General features: G+C 45.5%; 7 protein-coding genes. 5 read left to right on the forward strand and 2 right to left on the reverse strand.

The features are described from left to right. The first annotated feature begins 1 nt into the window (after nucleotide 1). Complete coding sequence (locus CYG50_RS12410; RefSeq protein WP_102137488.1) at nucleotides 2-1,084, forward strand: ComEC/Rec2 family competence protein; 1,083 nt, start codon at nucleotides 2-4, stop codon at nucleotides 1,082-1,084. Between the two features lie 348 nt (nucleotides 1,085-1,432). Beyond that, a complete protein-coding gene (locus tag CYG50_RS12415) occupies nucleotides 1,433-3,046 on the forward strand; it encodes a restriction endonuclease (protein ID WP_102137487.1) in 1,614 nt (537 codons plus the stop codon). A gap of 162 nt (nucleotides 3,047-3,208) precedes the next feature. Here the strand turns inward: CYG50_RS12415 and CYG50_RS12420 are convergent, their stop codons facing one another. Beyond that, nucleotides 3,209-4,084: an AbaSI family restriction endonuclease gene (locus tag CYG50_RS12420; RefSeq protein WP_102137486.1), complete on the reverse strand. Its 876-nt coding sequence runs from the start codon at nucleotides 4,082-4,084 to the stop codon at nucleotides 3,209-3,211. Between the two features lie 134 nt (nucleotides 4,085-4,218). Continuing rightward, nucleotides 4,219-4,818 (reverse strand): hypothetical protein, encoded by a 600-nt coding sequence (locus tag CYG50_RS12425; RefSeq protein WP_102137485.1) that lies wholly within the window; start codon nucleotides 4,816-4,818, stop codon nucleotides 4,219-4,221. A 616-nt stretch (nucleotides 4,819-5,434) separates the two neighbouring features. On the opposite strand from CYG50_RS12425, the gene CYG50_RS12430 reads away from it, so the two are divergent. The 3 genes from CYG50_RS12430 to CYG50_RS12440 all read left to right on the forward strand — a co-directional run bounded on the left by CYG50_RS12430 (nucleotide 5,435) and on the right by CYG50_RS12440 (nucleotide 18,423). Further along, the gene (locus CYG50_RS12430; protein ID WP_238706861.1) at nucleotides 5,435-7,075 is read left to right on the forward strand and encodes a ShlB/FhaC/HecB family hemolysin secretion/activation protein; all 1,641 of its coding nucleotides are present in this window, start codon (nucleotides 5,435-5,437) and stop codon (nucleotides 7,073-7,075) included. Nucleotides 7,076-7,156: 81 nt separating this feature from the next. Continuing rightward, a complete protein-coding gene (locus tag CYG50_RS12435) occupies nucleotides 7,157-17,974 on the forward strand; it encodes a hemagglutinin repeat-containing protein (protein ID WP_116068650.1) in 10,818 nt (3,605 codons plus the stop codon). Further along, nucleotides 17,974-18,423: a hypothetical protein gene (locus tag CYG50_RS12440; RefSeq protein WP_102137482.1), complete on the forward strand. Its 450-nt coding sequence runs from the start codon at nucleotides 17,974-17,976 to the stop codon at nucleotides 18,421-18,423. Before CYG50_RS12435 ends, CYG50_RS12440 begins: the two co-directional genes overlap by 1 nt. Nucleotides 18,424-18,457 lie beyond the last annotated feature (34 nt).

An 18,457-nucleotide genomic window follows, 5' to 3' on the forward strand; every position in this document is an offset into this window, starting at 1 on the left:
ATTGTTCTCAATACAAATGCTACCTGCACGTGAAGGCGATGCAATTTTGGTGCGCTGGGGAGAGAAGCATCCTCATTATCAGATGCTTGTCGATATGGGTATTGAGGAAACAGGGAAGGAGATTAATGATAAAATTAGCGGCCTGCCCGATGAACAGCGGACCTTTGAAGCAGTTGTAGTCACACATATCGACGCTGATCATATTGGAGGATTATTGAGTTGTTTTGTTGACTGCGAAGAGCCGTGTGCCATAGTGAAAGACTTTTGGTTTAATGGTTACATGCATCTGGATGGTCACAGAAGCAACTCTGCTCTAGAAGGGCTAGGTGTAGCCCAAGCCGAAAGACTCTCTGAATGGTTGAGCACACAGCCCTGGAATAATTTGTATGATGGAGGTTCCATCTGTCGAATCGAGGGAGAACCGCTTAAAGTTATTGAGCTGGCTGGAGGCATGAAGGTAACCGTCCTTGGGCCAACTATGCAACGACTTGAAAAGCTTAAATCGGAATGGGACAAAGAAATAAAAAAAGTCTTACAAAAAAAACAAAAGAAATCCTCAGTATCTAATCTAGAATCTATGGGAGCAAGTTTACCATTGGAGATTCCAGATACTCAGTCCCTCAATCTTTTAGCAAAGCAAAGGCCCTTGCAAGACACTAAAGCTGCAAATGGGAGCAGTATTGTCTTACTATTAGAATATGATGGTAAAAATGTTCTACTCACTGGTGATGCGTTCGCTGAAGACTTGGTTGACGCTATTTTAGTTTTATCGAGTGAGCGCCCCTTAAAGCTCGATGCTTTCAAAGTCCCCCACCACTGTAGTCGTGGGAATATCTCAAAGAAATTAATTGAAGCTGTTGATTGCACAAATTGGCTTATATCGACAGATGGAAGCAGACATAAGCACCCCGACGACGAAGGGATAGCATCTATCCTGCGTTATAGGACAACTGATTTTGTAAATTTGTTTTTCAATGTAACTAGCGATTACAATTCAAAATGGTCGAACGATACGTGGCAGCAATGCTTCGGATATTCAGCAAACTATGGCTCTCAAGAAGATGGTTATTTGCTGAATCTTTGATTTCATAAATTTACCTTATTTAAGGTCAGCGAGTACTTGTGACCTTAATGTCCGCTTTTCACTCACAGCAGACCACCCGACGCTTCAGGTGACCAGTTTTATGTCAGGAGCGAAAGTTGCTAAAATGGTTTGCCGTGACCAATAGAGCCAGAAGGCAACAAATCTGCATGTTTTGAGATATAGACTGATTAGTTTTCTTAAATGCTATAGATTGCTTTTCTTAAATATTATAGATTGGCTTGATGCTAACATAACATAAATTAAGTGTGCTTAATTAAATGGACGGTTACTTGAGGCAATTTCACTTATTACAGATTGAACTTTCGGTTGGAGGCTGTGGGAGTTAGAATGGGACGGAGATCAGGATTTGAAGGTTTTATACGAGCTACAGGCAGAGCCGTTGCAGCAGCAGAGCGTGAGCGTAAGAGAGCAGAACGTCATTATTTGGCCGAAACTCGCCGTATAGAACGCGAAATAAAACGTGATAATGCTCAGAGACTTCGCGAGCAAAAAGAGGCTGATAAGTTAGCAAAAATAATGTATCTGGAAGAACGTCAAGATGAAGTTTCCGATCTAAACGCTGAGCTGACCGAGAATATCACTGCACTTTCTACACTTCTGGAACATACCCTCGAATTTGACGATTCAATTGATTTTTCGGTATTAAAAAAACGCCCAAAATTCGAAGACTTCAAAACCCCCAAACATCTCTTACCAGACCCTGAACCTGAGATGAAAGTCGTGAACGCTCCAGCCCTATGGATGACTATTTTCCCATGGGTAAAGAACAAATATTATCGAGAATTGCAGAGTGCAGAAGAATCTTTCAATAAAAATAAGGAAGATTATTCAGTTAAACTCTTAAATCAAAAAGTTGAGCTTGACGCTTTAGTTTCTGAGTATCAGGCCCGAAAAACTGCTTATCTTGAAGAAATAAAAAGTCAACACGACGAAATTGACCAATTTGAGCAAGACTATCTCAACTGCGATCCTGACAGCGTGTTGACTTATTGTGAAATGGTATTGACACGGTCGGAATATCCTGAGAAGGGCTTTCCCCAAACCTTTAGATTGGCCTATTTACCTGATAGCAAAGAGTTGGTAGTTGAATACAACTTACCTGAAATTGCAGTAGTTCCACGCGAGTTAGAATACCGATATATCAAATCAAGAGATGCTATTGATGCTAAGGCGCGAAAGATTAGCGAGATCAAAGAACTCTATCAGAATATAATCGCCGCGATCACACTCCGTACAATGCATGAGCTTTTCGAAGCTGACAAGGCATCTGCTTTAACGTCAGTTTTGTTTAACGGTGTAATCGAAACTATCGATCCTACAAGCGGACATGACACCAAAGTCACATTAGTATCTGCCCGTGCTCACAAGGACGATTTCATGCAAATAAAACTGGGAAGGGTCGAAAAGAGCGCATGCCTTAGAAGTTTAGGCGCACAAGTTTCAGGGCGGCCAGATGAGCTTCAAGCAGTAAAACCTATTATCGAGTTCAACATGGTTGATAAACGCTTTATTGAACAAGGCGACGCTTTATCTGCCCTCGAAACACGACCAAACCTTATGGAACTTTCACCATCAGAATTTGAGGTATTAGTATCAAATCTTTTCACTCAAATGGGACTGGACACCAAACTCACTAGAGGTACAAAAGATGGGGGTGTTGATGCAGTGGCATTTGACACTCGTCCGATCCTCGGAGGCAAAGTGGTGATTCAGGCTAAAAGATATAAAGACACCGTTGGCGTCAGCTCTGTTAGAGATCTTTATGGGACAATGATGAATGAAGGGGCTAACAAAGGAATTTTGGTGTGTACAAGTCAATACGGTAAAGATGCATATCGTTTCTGCGAAGACAAACCAATCGAACTGATTGATGGCGGTGGACTTCTTTACCTCCTAAAAGAGCATGCTGGAGTATCAGCACGTATCAATCCCAACTTTTAATTACCGTTCCAGACTTGGGCTAATGCTTGTAGCGAATGTTCACGAATAGAAATTCAGCACGAGCTTTTTAGTCGAGTAATTCAAGTATTTTAACAGCCATAATTAAATCTCAACGCCACAAGATATTTAATTATGGCTAAGCTACAAAATGTAGAACTACTTTTATGTTGTATAAACCTTGATGCGTGTATCTACCCGCTTGAAAACATTAACACCTTCAGATGATTGTTGCTCATCTTGAGTGAAAATACCAAGAAATCGATATAGTGTCCGGTTCAGCTCATCACGAGAGTGAGCCATTACGATACGATAACGCCACGTTTCCCTATAGTTGCGTGTTGGATTAAGACTTTTTTCCGTTATCAGGTCACCATCAGTGGAAAGTGAATTGTCCCACTCCCCCGCCTTATACAACCGTGGAAACCAAACCATTACATCTCCGTCCAAACCGATTGCTTTTACAACAGTCTCAGGTACCCGCCAGCTACCTGATTGGTGGTGTCCTTTATCCCCATAACCAAAGCACTGCAAAGCATCCTTGTGATATCGGAATACTGCGTAAGGACCCACTTCAATAACGCCTTCGTCAATATGCTTTTGAGAGGTATAACGGCTGTCATAGTCCCAAGGACGAAATAAGCCTTGGGCTTCCTGTTGGGCTTTTCTATCCCTAACAAGAAGGATGAATTCGTCAACGAGATGATTAATCTTGTCCAGTGTCGTGTTATTAGCTGGAATTCGTTTTTCAATAAATCCAGTCGCTTCCATGATGTCCAAACGGCGGATTCCGTCAGCCATTTTAGCTTCATCGCTATCATGGTGCGCCTCGTCTATTTCAAGATACAACTTTAGCTGTGGAAAAAGCAGGTCTGCGAGATAAATTTTTCCAGAGTGCCCTTCCTTTCGAATACACTGCTGGCAAACGAACTCAAGGTCAGGGTCATTCAACCTGTGAAAAATGCGATTGATAATGTAGTGTTCCCAGCGCTTATGAGAGATTTTTGATAGTGCCCGAAGAATATAGTCATCTTTACTCATGTTAATACCATTTAAAAACAAATAAATAACCAGACAAAAGACTTAACTAAGACGCCTGTATTCGCAAGCGTAGTATCAAAATAGTAAATATATCATCACCATAATACTTAGCACTGTAAATAGCGACGGGATGCTCAATTCCATCGACTTTCATCATAAAAAAAATTATTCCATTTGATTTTTTTGCCATTAAATTCGATAACGACAAGTTCAGATAACAGCTTTTTATCTGAACTCTCTTCTATTCTTTCCCAAATTTTTGCTATGCCCGCTGCTGAGTTAAAATAATTAGAAAGCCTTCTCTCAGATGCCTTATACTCTCGACTTTTACGCTCCCGAATTTCACTATCATATTCATCTTCATACGCTTTTTTTGCTCGTTTGAAATCTGATTCAGCCTCTAACAATACATTCATCCGAAATATGAATGTGCCTTGTTCTGAAAGAAAAATATCTTTGGTATCTTCAATATTTGTAGACTTTGCAACCAATACTTCTACCGCCCTTCTAACATTATTTTTGCATGATGCAGAATGTTCTTGATTAGGACCTAAGCGTAAATATGGCGAAATCGTTCTACCTAAACGCACAAAAGAATCCACCCAAGTCACATTCGCATCGCAATACTCGCAAATAAGCCCATCTTTACTGTCTTTTGTAATCGCAGAAATAGAAACCAATTGATCATCGTTTTTAGATTGTCTAGCAAAAAACATTTTTAAACCTTTCGCCATACCATCTCCCCCAATCTGTTTATCGCTATAAGGTGAAAATAACCTTATCATCACACGTATACAGCAACAAAAATTAGATAAAAACAATGAATTAATTATCTATGTCACGATAAAATGGAGCTTATTATAAAATAATAAGTATTATTGTGTATGTCGAATAGTAAACACCCTACACTCATTAAATTTAAATTCTGTATAAATCGAAAATCCAGTTCCAATCACTAATAAATACCCATCACGGAATTAAAAGCTGATATTAAATTTTATTTACCAAAAAATGCGATTTCATCTTATTGTCCTTCATGTCAATTTATGTAAATGTTAACAGTAAATTTAACTTAAGATAACGTTCTCAATGAAATTTAGCGACTCCCTAAATTCCGCACTTTAAACTCACGCTTAATCAGCGTCACAACGGATTTGTGGATGTATTAGCAAGGATGCCCTGAACCGATATTTCATCACTGGCACCGCCTTAATTCATTGGGTTAGATAACTACATGTATTGATTTATGAATTAGGCAAAAATATGCAGGAAAAAGCATTACCCTCCGCGCGTGGTCACGTTGGTGAGCAACACCGTTCATTAAAATGGAGTTTGCTAAGCTTATGTTTTATGTCAGCCCCCTTATTGGCTGACCCCGTCAACCAAGCACTCTCTATCGATGCCCGTGAACAGCAACGCCAGCAAGAACGTGAACGTATGCTACAACAGCAGAACAACCCCGTTGTGGATACACGTATTCAACAGCCTGATTTGTCACTGCCGGATTATCCGCAAAATGAGCAACCCTGCTTTACCATTTCCACTATTAGCCTTGATGGTGAATCCGCCGCCGATTTTCAATGGGCGTTAAAGGCCGTTAACGACGCCAAAGGCCAGTGCTTGGGTAGCCAAGGGATTTTGTTGGTCCTCAATAAAGTCCAAAATGCCATTTTAGAGAAAGGGTATGTGACTACCCGCGTGATGGCTCAGGAACAAGACTTGAATCAAGGTGAATTAGTCCTCACGCTCCAGCCGGGGCGCATTAACACCATTCGTTTTGATGAAGGCACCTCATGGCGTGGTCGCTTGTGGAATGCCGTTCCTGCTTCCTCGGGCGATATTTTGAATCTGCATGATATTGAGCAAGGGCTGGAAAACTTTAAACGCGTACCGAATGTCACTGCCGATATTCGTATCGAACCCGGCCCGATTGATGGCACCAGTGACTTAGTGGTCAGTTGGCAAGAAAAACGCCCTGTGCGATTAAGCTTAAGTTTGGACGATAGCGGATCAAAAAGTACGGGGCGCTATTTGGGCTCTGCGACGCTCGCCATTGATGCGCCGTTTGCCCAAAATGACATGTTTTACGCCAACATCAGCAAAGACTTGTTTGATAAAGGCCCTTTTGGTAACCGTTCTTATACCCTGAACTACTTTATTCCCGTTGGCAATTGGGGCTTTGCAGCCAATTACAATGAATATAATTATCACCAAAATATTCCCAATGCCAACGAAGTGCTGCGTTATAGCGGCAAGAGTGATACCGCACAATTTACCGTGTCACGGTTGCTGTTTCGCGATCAAACCCATAAAACCACGCTTAACTTACGTACCTACCGAAAAACGGCCAGTAACGCGGTCAATGACATTGATATTGAGCAGCAACGTCGCCGTACTGCTGGCTGGGAAGTCGGTATTAATCAGCGCAGCTTCTTAGGCAATGCCACACTCGATGCCAATGTCAACTGGCGTCGCGGTACAGGTGCGTATGGAGCTCGCCGTGCGCCAGAAGAAGATACCCACAGCGGCAGTGCCCGCGTGGGGATTTTGCTCGGAGACATCAGTTTCAATCAACCCTTCACGTTGGGTGAACAACCTTGGCGTTTGAATACCGCTTTACGCGGTCAATGGACTCAGCACGCCCTAACACCGCAAGAGCGCATGTCTATTGGTGGACGTTATACCGTCCGTGGTTTTGACGGTGAGCAAGTGCTGTCAGGAGAAAAAGGCCTGTTATGGCGCAACGAACTGGCGTGGAATGCCTTTTCTCAAGGGCAAGAGCTGTATTTAGCCGCTGACTACGGGCGTGTTGAAGGCCAGAGCACTAAATACCTTGTGGGGCATCAACTCGCGGGTACCGCATTAGGGCTGCGCGGCTCAATTTCATCACGTTTAAGCTACGACCTGTTTGTCGGCGTGCCGTTATATAAGCCGAAAAAATTCGATACATCAGGGGCGACAGCAGGCTTTAGCCTCAACCTTGAAATTTAATCGCATTTCATTGATTTGATAATCGATAGACATTTTCAGTTTTACCCGTGTCTGCACTGTTTTTTTTGAAGGAACTCCATTATGAACAAGCATTGTTATCGTTTAATTTTCAGCCGCACTCACGGGGAATTACGTGTTGTATCCGAGCTAGCTAAAAGCTGTAGTACCGAATCAGGCCAAACGCGCGGTTCAAATGGCGGCCGCCTGTGGGTCACTCTGCGCCGCACCTCGCTGCTGCTGTGGTTAGCCTTGTGGGGTGGCTCAGCCATGGCGAGCAGCATTATTGCCGATAACAATGCCCCTAAAAACCAGCGTCCTGATGTGATCAACACGCAAAATGGCATTCCACAAGTCAATATTGCGGCACCGAATGGTTCGGGCATATCCCATAACCAATATAAACAATTTGATGTCGATAACCGTGGCGCCATTCTCAATAACTCGGCGGTGATGACTTCAACGCAAACCGCGGGGATGATCCAAGGCAACCCGAACCTTGACCCAAACAAAGCCCCTGCGCGCGTTATTCTGAATGAAGTCAACAGTAATAACCCTAGCCAAATTAAAGGCTTCCTCGAAGTGGCTGGCGGTAAAGCACAAGTGATTGTCGCCAACCCATCGGGAATTATTTGTAATGGCTGCGGCACCATCAACGCTGGGCGCATGACCCTCACCACAGGTAAACCACAATTTAATCAAGATGGTAGCCTCGCGGGGTATCAAGTCGAGCGTGGTGTTATTCGTGTTGAAGGCGGTGGCTTGAATGCCGATAGCCGCCACGATACCCAATATGTGGATTTGCTCGCCCGCGCCGTTGAAATCAACTCCGGCGTGTGGGCGAAAGAAAAAATCGCGGTTGTCGCGGGTAAAAATAAGGTTGATACGCAAAATAACCCCACCCCGATAGAGAGCCAAACCCCACAACCTGAGTTTGCTATCGACATGGGGCAAATGGGCGGCATGTACAGCGGTTATATCCACATGGTAGGCACCGAAAAAGGCGTGGGCGTGCGTAACCAAGGCGGGCACATCCAAGCGGATAAAACCTTAACAGTCAGCAGCAACGGTAAGCTGATTTGGGGCAGTGCATCGCAGCAAGCCACCACCCAAGCCGGCAGTGATATTACCCTGACCGCTAAAGACGCCATCGACCACCAAGGTAAATTGCACAGCGGCGGCACCTTAAACATTGAAAGCCAAACAGGCTCAGTGAGCAATACCGGCACACTAGCTGCGCTAAAAGATGTCAATATCAATGCGAAAGGCGATATCCGCAGCCAAGGCAACGTGCTCGCAGGCAGTGATAACAAAAGCAATATTATTAAAGATGCTAATATCACCTTAAACAGTGACGGTAAAATTAATACCCGAGGTACACTTTTAAGTAAACAAAACGTCACAGTAGTAGGCCAGTCACTGGATTTAAGCCAAACACAAGTCGCCGCCTCGACGTTGGCACTCACCGCCAAACAAGGGGATATCGCCCTCACCCAAGGCAAAATTGACGCCAACAACGTCAAACTCAACAGCGCACGCGATATTCATACCGAGCAAGTGCAAGTCAAAGCCGCGCAATGGAACGTCAGCGCTAACAACTTGTTTAACCAGAAAGGCACATGGGTACAAACAGGGCAAAATGAGAGCCAATTTGCGCTTTCTGGGCAACTGAATAACCAAGGCGGCGCGATTGAAGCCAATCGCCTCAAGTTCAATGCCGACTCATTGAACAACCAAGCGGGCCGGCTGGTTGCGTTAGGCAATACCAAACAAGATTGGCTGGTGAAAAATAGCGTTAGAAACCAGCAAGGTGAAATCGGGGCGAATGGCGATTTAAGCCTAACAGCGAATGCGATTGATAACCAATCGGGCACCATTAAAAGCCAAACCACACTGGTATTGAATGCCAAAGAGCAGATTGATAATCGCGCGGGTAACCTTGTCGCAGGGAATGCCGTCAACCTGCAAGCAGGCAAATCGCTGAATAACGCATCCGGTACTATCAACAGCCAAAAAGTGACTATCACCACGGACAATCTCAATAATGCACTGGGTAAACTGATTAGCCAGACGACCCTCGATATTGTCGCTCGCCAACAGATGAATAACGCCAACGGATTTATTGGCTCAGGTGACAAACTCACTCTCGCCACTCCAAACTTGGTTAACAACCAACAAGGTACGGTGCAAAGCGATACTCAGCTCACGGTAGATGCACAACGTATTGATAACCAAAGCGGAAAAATACTGTCTGGGGAGCAACTTACTCTTAATGCAACGACTGACCTCGATAACCAAAGCGGAACGCTTTACAGCAAAGATATTACGCTGAATGCAAACAAGATTAACAACCAGCAAGGGCAAGTCGTTGGTGAAAATAGCGTTGATATCACTGCAAAAAATGCGTTAGACAACACCAAAGGTAAAGTGATTGCCAATGAGACATTAACCGCGTCTATCGGTCAGCAACTCGCCAACCAAGTAGGTTTACTGCAAGGGGGTAAGCAGGTTGCCATCACTACCAAAGCACTGGATAACCGAGATGGTCAAGTACTATCAGGCAAAGCCTTGGATATCACAACCACCGCGCAAATTGACAATGTAAAAGGCGAAATCAGCAGCCAAAACGTCAATATCCACACCGCTCACTTGGATAACCAAACGGGTAAAGTGATTGCGACCCAAAATCTCGACCTTATCAGTCAGAGCGATGTGAATAATCAGTCTGGCTTATTGGAAGCAGGCAATCAATTAACCCTCGATACCCAAGGGGATATCAACAACCAAAAAGGCACGCTGCAAGCAGGAAAACAGACGAACCTCAACGCAGAGAATATTGATAACACCCAAGGCCAGTTATTGTCGGGTAGCCAGCTCATCGTAAACACGCAAAATGACCTCAATAACCGCCAAGGCAAAGTCAGCGCTGGCAAAACATTGCAGTGGCAAGGTAATCACTTCAATAATACCGCGGGCTTGCTACAAAGTGGTGGCACATTAACGTTAACCGGTAACCAACTGAGTAATCAGCAAAAAGGCCAAATTCTCAGCCAAGATGCACTATCGTTCACCCTCAGTGGCGATTTTAATAACCAAGCGGGTATTTTGACCAGCCAAGGTGATACCGCAATTAGCGCTAATCTTGTCAATAACGCGCAAGGGGCACTCAATGCCCTTGGGCGCTTAGATATTCAAGTGGCACAGCTGATTGATAACCGCGATGGGCGACTCTTCAGCCAGCAAGCGCAAACACTCAACGCACATAATATTCTCAACCAACAGGGTTGGATGGGCAGCTTAGATTCATGGCAGGCTACGACTCAGTCATTGAATAACCAAAACGGTGAAATCCAAAGCCAGAAAAATGTTGAACTCACGGCAAACGCCCTGGAAAACCAGCAAGGCACATTGCAAGCGGGTGGCTCTGCATCACTCTTGGTTGCCAACGAAATCAATAATACCCAAGGCAAAATCAGTGCCAGTCAAAACCTCACCGCCACAGGGCAGTCCGTCAGAAACCTGCAGGGACAATTACTCTCCGGTGGCACATTGCAGCTCAGCGCGTCGAGTGTCGATAACTCGCAAGGCGGCTTACTGTATAGCCAAAAACAACTGTTGTTATCCATTGAAAATGCGCTGAATAATCGTCACGGCAAGCTGCAAAGTGGTGAAAACCTCACGTTAACCAGCCAAGCGTTAGACAATACATCTGGCAGAATAGAAAGCCAGCAAACCCTGAATATCACCAGTACCACGCTGATTGATAACACATCAGGGTCAATCCTCAGTAATCAAAACCAACAACTGGAAACAAAAACCTTTAAAAACCAGCAAGGGATGGTGAGTAGCCTCGGAGAGCTTGCGTTGAATACAACAGAGCTTGATAACACCCAAGGTACCCTCATTAGCCAACTCGCGGGCACCTACAACATCGCGCAGCTCAATAACACACAAGGGAAAATTCACAGCGGTGATACCTTGACGTTAACGGCTGCCGATATCCAAAACCAACAAGGGCAACTGGTTTCCACCAACGCACTGAAACTGATTGCGCTCACCTTGGATAATCGACACAACGGTATTCTCAGCAGTCAAGGTAGCCTCAGCCTGTTACTCAATGTCTTAGATAACCGTGAAAATGGACTGGTTCACGGCAGTAAAGAAACCACGCTGACCGTTAAAAATATCGAAAATACCCAAGGCCGGCTGCAAAGTAATGAAAACTTGACGTTTTCAGGGGTGAACATTCTCAATAACCAATCAGGTCAGGTGTTAGCCAATGGGGATATTGCGCTGAATACCGATGCCGCTTCCACCTCGGCTCAGCTTGCCCTCTCAAACCAACAAGGTACCCTGCAAAGTGGTTCGTCACTTGCCATCAGTACCCAGTCCATAAATAATCAGGGCGGGACAATCAAAAGTCAGAAAACGCTTTCGCTGACCGCGGCGCAGGACTACACGCACCGCGCAGGTGATACCCTCACTAGCAACCAATCGGTCACACTGAATATCACGGGTACTTTGACTAACCTCACTGACTGGTTATTACCAGGTGACTTTACCCTGTCGAGCCTAAACTTCACAAACCAAGGCTCATTGGTCAGTAAAAACCTCGCTATCACAACAGGTAGACTAAATAACCTGAATCGGTTAGAAGCCGATAAGATGGCGCTCGACGCCGACGCTTTAAACAATAGCGCGACATTGATGGGGGATGAGATCCGCGTTAAAGCTAAGACCCTTGATAATCAGGGGAAAAAGGCCGTCATTGCCGCAGCAAAACACATTGACCTACAAACAGAAAAAACACTCACCAACCGCGACCAAGCGCTGATTTACAGTGGCGATACCCTCACACTCACCAGTGCTGACTTAATTGAAAATAACGCCAGTTTTATTGAAGCGGAAGGCGCTGTTTCCATTACCGCACGTCAATTGAATAACTTACGTGAAGGGTTAGATATTCAGCTCGAGGCTGAAGTCGAAAATTATAAAAAGCAACTGTATAACTTTTACTGGCGTTCATTTGAAACTCAGGCCCATAAAAACCCAACTGCGATGGCACCGACCACGCAGCAATTGACCTTTCAAAACGATCAGGCCGCATTGGATAACAAGTATGGCACAATCTTAGACATTGATGCCAAAAATAAACGTGCACAAATGAAGGTGAAACAGCAGGATGGTCAAGTCACTACCCTGTGGGTCAATTATTTGGCGCTCACCCCCAATAGCGATGGCAGTTATGCCATGACCTTCTATGAGTCGCGTGGCATACCAGGACGTATCAAAACCCCTCCAACGCCTTACCATGGTGCGGTATGGCGTGTGCACAACCAATATCGCTATGAAGTATGGGATCCCAACCAACACATTGATGTGGCAACTGCAACCGGCATTGATGATTTCAGCTGGATACGCAATCGTTCGGTCACAGGCTCTGTCACCCGTGACAAATTGATCTCCGAAGGAATTGGCGCGCGCATTTTGTCGGGCGGCAATATGACGCTCAATATCACGGATTTACTCAAAAATGATGCCAGCACCATTACCTCAACCGGTGATTTGGATATCAAAGGTAAAGGGCACATTGAGAATACTGGCTATTCCGTGAATGAACGCCGTAAAGAATTTTATTCCGACCATTATGATGTCAGTAAAAGCCACTGGTATCCACAGTCCAGTAGTGACAAAACCACGGCACTCACCACCATCGATGGCATTATTTCGGGTAATGGCAATGTCACCATCACCAGTGCCAATATCACCAATACCACCGTCAATGCCGCGCAAATCACCACGCTAGAAGCGGCGATGAATGCCGCCAAAGCGGAACGTGCTGAATGGGAACGTAATCCACTGGCATTTGATATTGATGGCGTGAATAAACAAGACCTCAATACCACCATCAATGAGCAGGGAAAATCAGAGCTCAATCAAGCAGAGGGCACTTCGCCAATCGACCGCCCTCTGCTCCCTGCCGAATTGGCGTTAACCGAAAAACAGCACATCGGCGATGTGGCAACCTCTATCCCAGATAATGGCTTATTCCGTCCGAACTTAACCCCAGACAGCCCATTCTTAGTGGTCACCGACCCGCGCTTTACCGACAGAAATAAATTTATCAGTAGCGACTACCTACTTGAGCGGGTTGGCTACTCCCCTGCCGATGTGCATAAGCGTTTAGGGGATGGTTTCTATGAACAACGTCTCGTCCGCGAGCAGGTGCTGAAACTTACTGGTCGCCCTTCTCTGCGTGAAGAAGATGCCATGGCACAGTATCAATACCTGATGAATAATGGTGTTAAAGTCGCGGAAGAGTTCAACTTGCGTCCCGGTGTTGCTTTGACCCCGGCACAAATCGCTGCCCTGCAACAGGACATCGTATGGCTAGTCAGCGAGACCATCAACACCCCACAAGGCCCACAAACGGTCTGGGTTCCGAAAGTCTATTTAGCTAACACGACACTTAGCCTGACACAGCAAGGGGCGATGATCAGCGGTAAGACACTGAACTTATCCGCTGACAGCATCGATAATGCAGGGAACTTATTAGCAGAAAAAGGCCTTGAGGTCGATGCGAAACAATTTATGCACCGTGATGGGGATATCAAAGCGGATACTATCAATATCCAAGCCGATAGCCTCACGTTAAGCACCAACTTACAAGATGCACTGCGTCAAGCGACAATGAGCGCCACCGATATCACCTTAAGTGGGCATGACGTTCAACTACAAGGCGCGAAACTGGATGCAACAGGCGATATCAAGCTCAATGCACGTGACAATTTATCCATTACCGCAGTGAAAAGCACCCATACTGGCAGTATTGATGTGATTGCGGGGGCAATGGGTGAACGCGGTAATGAAGGCATGGATGCGACTGGTAGCCTCGCGCATATCAGCGGCGAATGGCAACTCGCACAAAGCAGTGAACTCAGCGCTGGTGGCAATCTCAGCCTCAATGCCGGAAAAGATGTCACCGTCAAAGGCAGCCAAGCGCAAGCTGGCGGCACATTAGATGTCAACGCGGGTGGCGATATCAATATCCTATCGGATAAAACCACCAATAAAAGCCAACTCGATGCACAAGGCAACGGTTCTTCCGTCAGCAACACCCGTGAAGAAGACCGTTTGGTGCTCAGTACGCTCAGTGGCGACAAAGGCGTTTCATTGAACGCAGGTAACAACTTGGTGGCAGAAGGCGCCCAAGTCGATAGCCAAGCAGGTAAAATCAGCGTCTCAGCGAAAGATGTGACTATCACGGCAGCAACTCAAGACACCCACGCGCTAGACCAAGAGCAAACGCGCAATGGCAGCAGCAAAGGCTCCCGAGTCGATGAAACCTCATCCCATGAGGTGGTCGGCAGCACCTTCAGCGGGCAAAACGGCATCGAAATCACGGCGCGTGATAAAGACATCACCGTCACGGGTAGCACCATCCACAGTGAAAAAGGCGAAATCACCCTTGATGCAAAACAGAATGTGACACTCAATACCGCCACGGAAGAAAATAAAAAATATGTTGAAGAGCAGCGTAGCAGTAAAGGCTTCTTAAGCGCCAGCAGTGAGCACACCATCCAAAACGATGAAACCACGCGAGAAAAAGGCAGCTTGCTCAGTGGCGAAAAAATCACCATTACCGCAGGGAACGACCTGACCGTTAAAGGCTCTTCCGTGGTTGCAGAGAATGATGTCAGCTTAACCGCTGGCAACAATGTGGATATCACCGCTGCGACCGAAACCGACTCACATTATCTGCTCGAAGAGAAGAAAAAAAGCGGCCTAATGAGTAGCGGTGGCATTGGCTTTAGTGTCGGTAAACAATCCTCCCGCCATGAAGTAGATGAAAAAGGCACCACTCAAAGCCAAAGTGTCAGCACCATTGGCAGCACACAAGGCAATGTCAACATCACCGCCGGCAACAAACTGCATGTGGGAGGAGCTGACCTGATTGCCCAAAAAGACTTAAACCTCACGGGCGACAGCGTCCAAATCGACCCGGGCTATGATGAACGAACTCGCACTGAGACATTTGAAACCAAGCAAAGTGGGTTTGGTATTTCTCTCTCTGGCAGTGCAGGCAGCGCCCTCAACACCGCCGTCAGCACTGCACAGCAAGCTCGCAAAGAAAGTGACGGTCGTTTAAGTGCCCTGCAAAACACCAAAGCGGTATTATCGGGTGTTCAAGCCCAGCAAGCCGTTGAATTAGATGGCCTTAAAACTGAGGCCGCCAATAACTACAATGCGGCAAACAACCTCAAGCCAGGTGATAAAGGCTACCAAAAAGGCGCGACCAATACGGTTGGCGTCAGCGTGTCTTACGGCAGCCAATCGTCGAAAAGTGAAACCCACACCGACAGCCGCCAGTCCCAAGGCAGCACCTTAAACGCAGGCCAAAACCTGTCGATTACCGCAACAGGTAAAAACAAAGATACCAACCCCGACAGCGGTAATATCACGGTCGTCGGCAGTGAGCTCAAAGCAGGCAAAGACTTATCACTGTCTGCCACGCAAGATATCAACCTCGTTTCTGCCCAAAATACCGAGCAGACAAACAGCAAAAATAGCAGCAAAGGTAGCAGTGTCGGGGTTGGTGTGGGCGTTGGTGAAGGTGGTTATGGAGTCAATATCTCAGCCTCCGTCAACCAAGGCAAAGGCCATGAAAAAGGCAATGGCCTCACCCACACGGAAACCACATTGGATGCAGGCAACAAACTCACCTTAAACAGTGGACAAGATACCACCCTCAAAGGGGCGCAAGTCAGTGGTGAGCAAGTCACTGTCAATGTCGGTCGTGACCTCACCCTGCAAAGTGAGCAAGACAGTGACCGTTATGATGCGAAACAGCAAGAGGTCAGCATCGGTGGCGGTTACACGATAGGTGGCACGCCAAACATCAATATCAGTGCCAGCAAAGATAAGATACACAGTAACTACGACAGTGTGAAAGAACAAACCGGTATCTTTGCAGGCAAAGGCGGCTTTGATGTCAACGTCAAAGAGCACACTCAGCTTGATGGCGCGGTGATTGCCTCAACAGCGGATAAAGACAAAAATCGCCTCGATACAGGTACGTTGGGCTGGAAAGATATCGACAACAAAGCCGACTTTACCGCCGAGCACACGGGCGGTTCGATTGGCACAGGTGGCCCAATTGGCGGTCAACTTCTCACCAATACCGCAGGAGGATTATTATCCAATGCCAATAACAGCGGCCATGCGGAAGGCACCACACAATCAGCGGTCAGTGAAGGCTCCGTGATTGTTCGCAATGAAGACAAGCAAAAACAGGATGTTAACGAGCTCAACCGCGATACCGAGCACGCCAATGACGGCAGCATCAACCCGATATTCGATAAAGAGAAAGAACAAAACCGCTTAAAACAATCCCTGTTGATTGGCGAAATCGGCAATCAGACCATGGATATCATCCGCACCGAAGGCGATATTGCAGGTCTGAAAGCGCAGAAAGACCCAGATGCGCTAGCCATCGCCAAAAAACAACTGGAATTAGAGGGGAAAACACTCACTGATGACGCGATTAAACAGCAAGCTTACAACAACGCCATGGCACAGTACGGCACGGGCAGCGACTTCCAAAAAGCCGCCCAAGCCGTCACTGGCTTGCTACAAGGGCTTGCTGGTGATAATTTAGCGGGTGCATTGGCAAATGCCTCCTCGCCGTACTTAGCGACCAAGATTAAAGAGCTTACAACTGACCCTGCTACTGGTGAAGTTAACAAAGCAACCAATGCCATGGCGCACGCCGTATTGGGCGCCGTCGTCGCTGAGCTAAATAACCAATCCGCCGCTGCGGGTGGATTAGGTGCTGGTGGCGGTGAGCTATCGGCTCATGTTATCTTGAACACCCTCTTCCCGGGCAAAGAAATTTGGGAACTGAGTGAAAGTGAGAAACAGCAAGTCAGCGCACTAAGCCAGCTGGCTTCAGGATTAGCGGGTGGACTGACTACCGGTGATGTGGCTGGGGCAATTACCGGCTCGCAAGCTGGGAAGAATGCGGTTGAGAATAACTCAATGGCACTTGGTGGAAACCTTGGGTTCTTATTTGCTGATATCCCAGATTGTGATGCGAGCTGTAAAGCAGACATAACTAAAGGCATTAATAATGGTAATTTAGTTGTGTCTGGAGCATCGATGGGCGTCGTTGCAGCTGGCTACTCATTAGTTATAGCACCAGAAATGATAGCAACTGTTCGAACTGCTTTAACAGGCTGTAAAGCAGCACCTGTAATATGCTTAAATGAAGTGGGTATATTTACAGCAGAGGTAGTAACACCGGGAGGAACTGGTGCCGGCGGTGCATTGATTATTGGTAAAACAGCACAAGAAGTCTCGACAGTTAAACAAGTAATACAGTCAGAAGCCAAGGCTGGTAAGATTAACTTGAATCAGTTGACGAGTGCGGAGTCAACAGTAATAAACTCAGGTAAAGATATCCTTAAATTACCTAATGGAAAACAAGGGACAGTCATACAGAATGCATTAGAACCTCATGAATACCAGCAAGCATTAGATATTGTTAAATATAAGGGCGGTAATTTTAAAGGAGTTGAAAAAGAAAATTTCCAAGGAATAGATGGATGGCTAGATGGTGTTCCGGTCCAATTAAAATTAGTAGAAGGGCAGAGCATCAACGCTGTTAGGCGCAATATTGTGAGTGGTGCCAAAGATATGCAAAAAGCTGGCTATCAAGGGGATCTATATGTGGATGCATCTAAAACAGGTGTAAGCATGAAAGAAATGATTGACCACTTTAAATCTGGCTCTCCAGTTAGCAATATCACAAAAGAAGGCACGGTAAATAATATTTACATTAAAACCCAAGATGGCTGGCTTAATGTTACAAGTGGTTCAATTAGTACCAATGGAGGAAAATAATGTCTAACGAAATTTTATTTCCAATTAAAAAGCTTCCTCAATTTGAAGATATCCTCAATAGTATCGTCGATGGGTTTAATGACTTTTCTTTGTCTACAAAACAATTAACTATAGGTATATCAGCTAAAAAAGGACTAAATTTACTTGATAAGTTTATTTATATACACGACCACCAATATGATTATTTTTGTTGGATAAGTTTTAACTTTATTGAAGAAAATCTACGTGATATAGATGATATAGAGTACCCATACATGGTAAGTGTCTCCACAAGAGGTGAGAGCAACTTAAAGTTTTCAGTTTTAATTTTGTATATAATATCTAGCTCATTGAATTCAAGAGTAATTTATGATGATGCTTATTTAATCCAAGCTAAAGAACCTTATCCATCTTCTGAATTAAAACTATTTGTTGAGCGTTACATTCAAGATCTTTACTCTATTAATTAATGAGACGATCCCAGTTATCTGCTGGGATCGTCCT

This window comes from Providencia huaxiensis, from assembly GCF_002843235.3.
Lineage (GTDB): Bacteria > Pseudomonadota > Gammaproteobacteria > Enterobacterales > Enterobacteriaceae > Providencia > Providencia huaxiensis.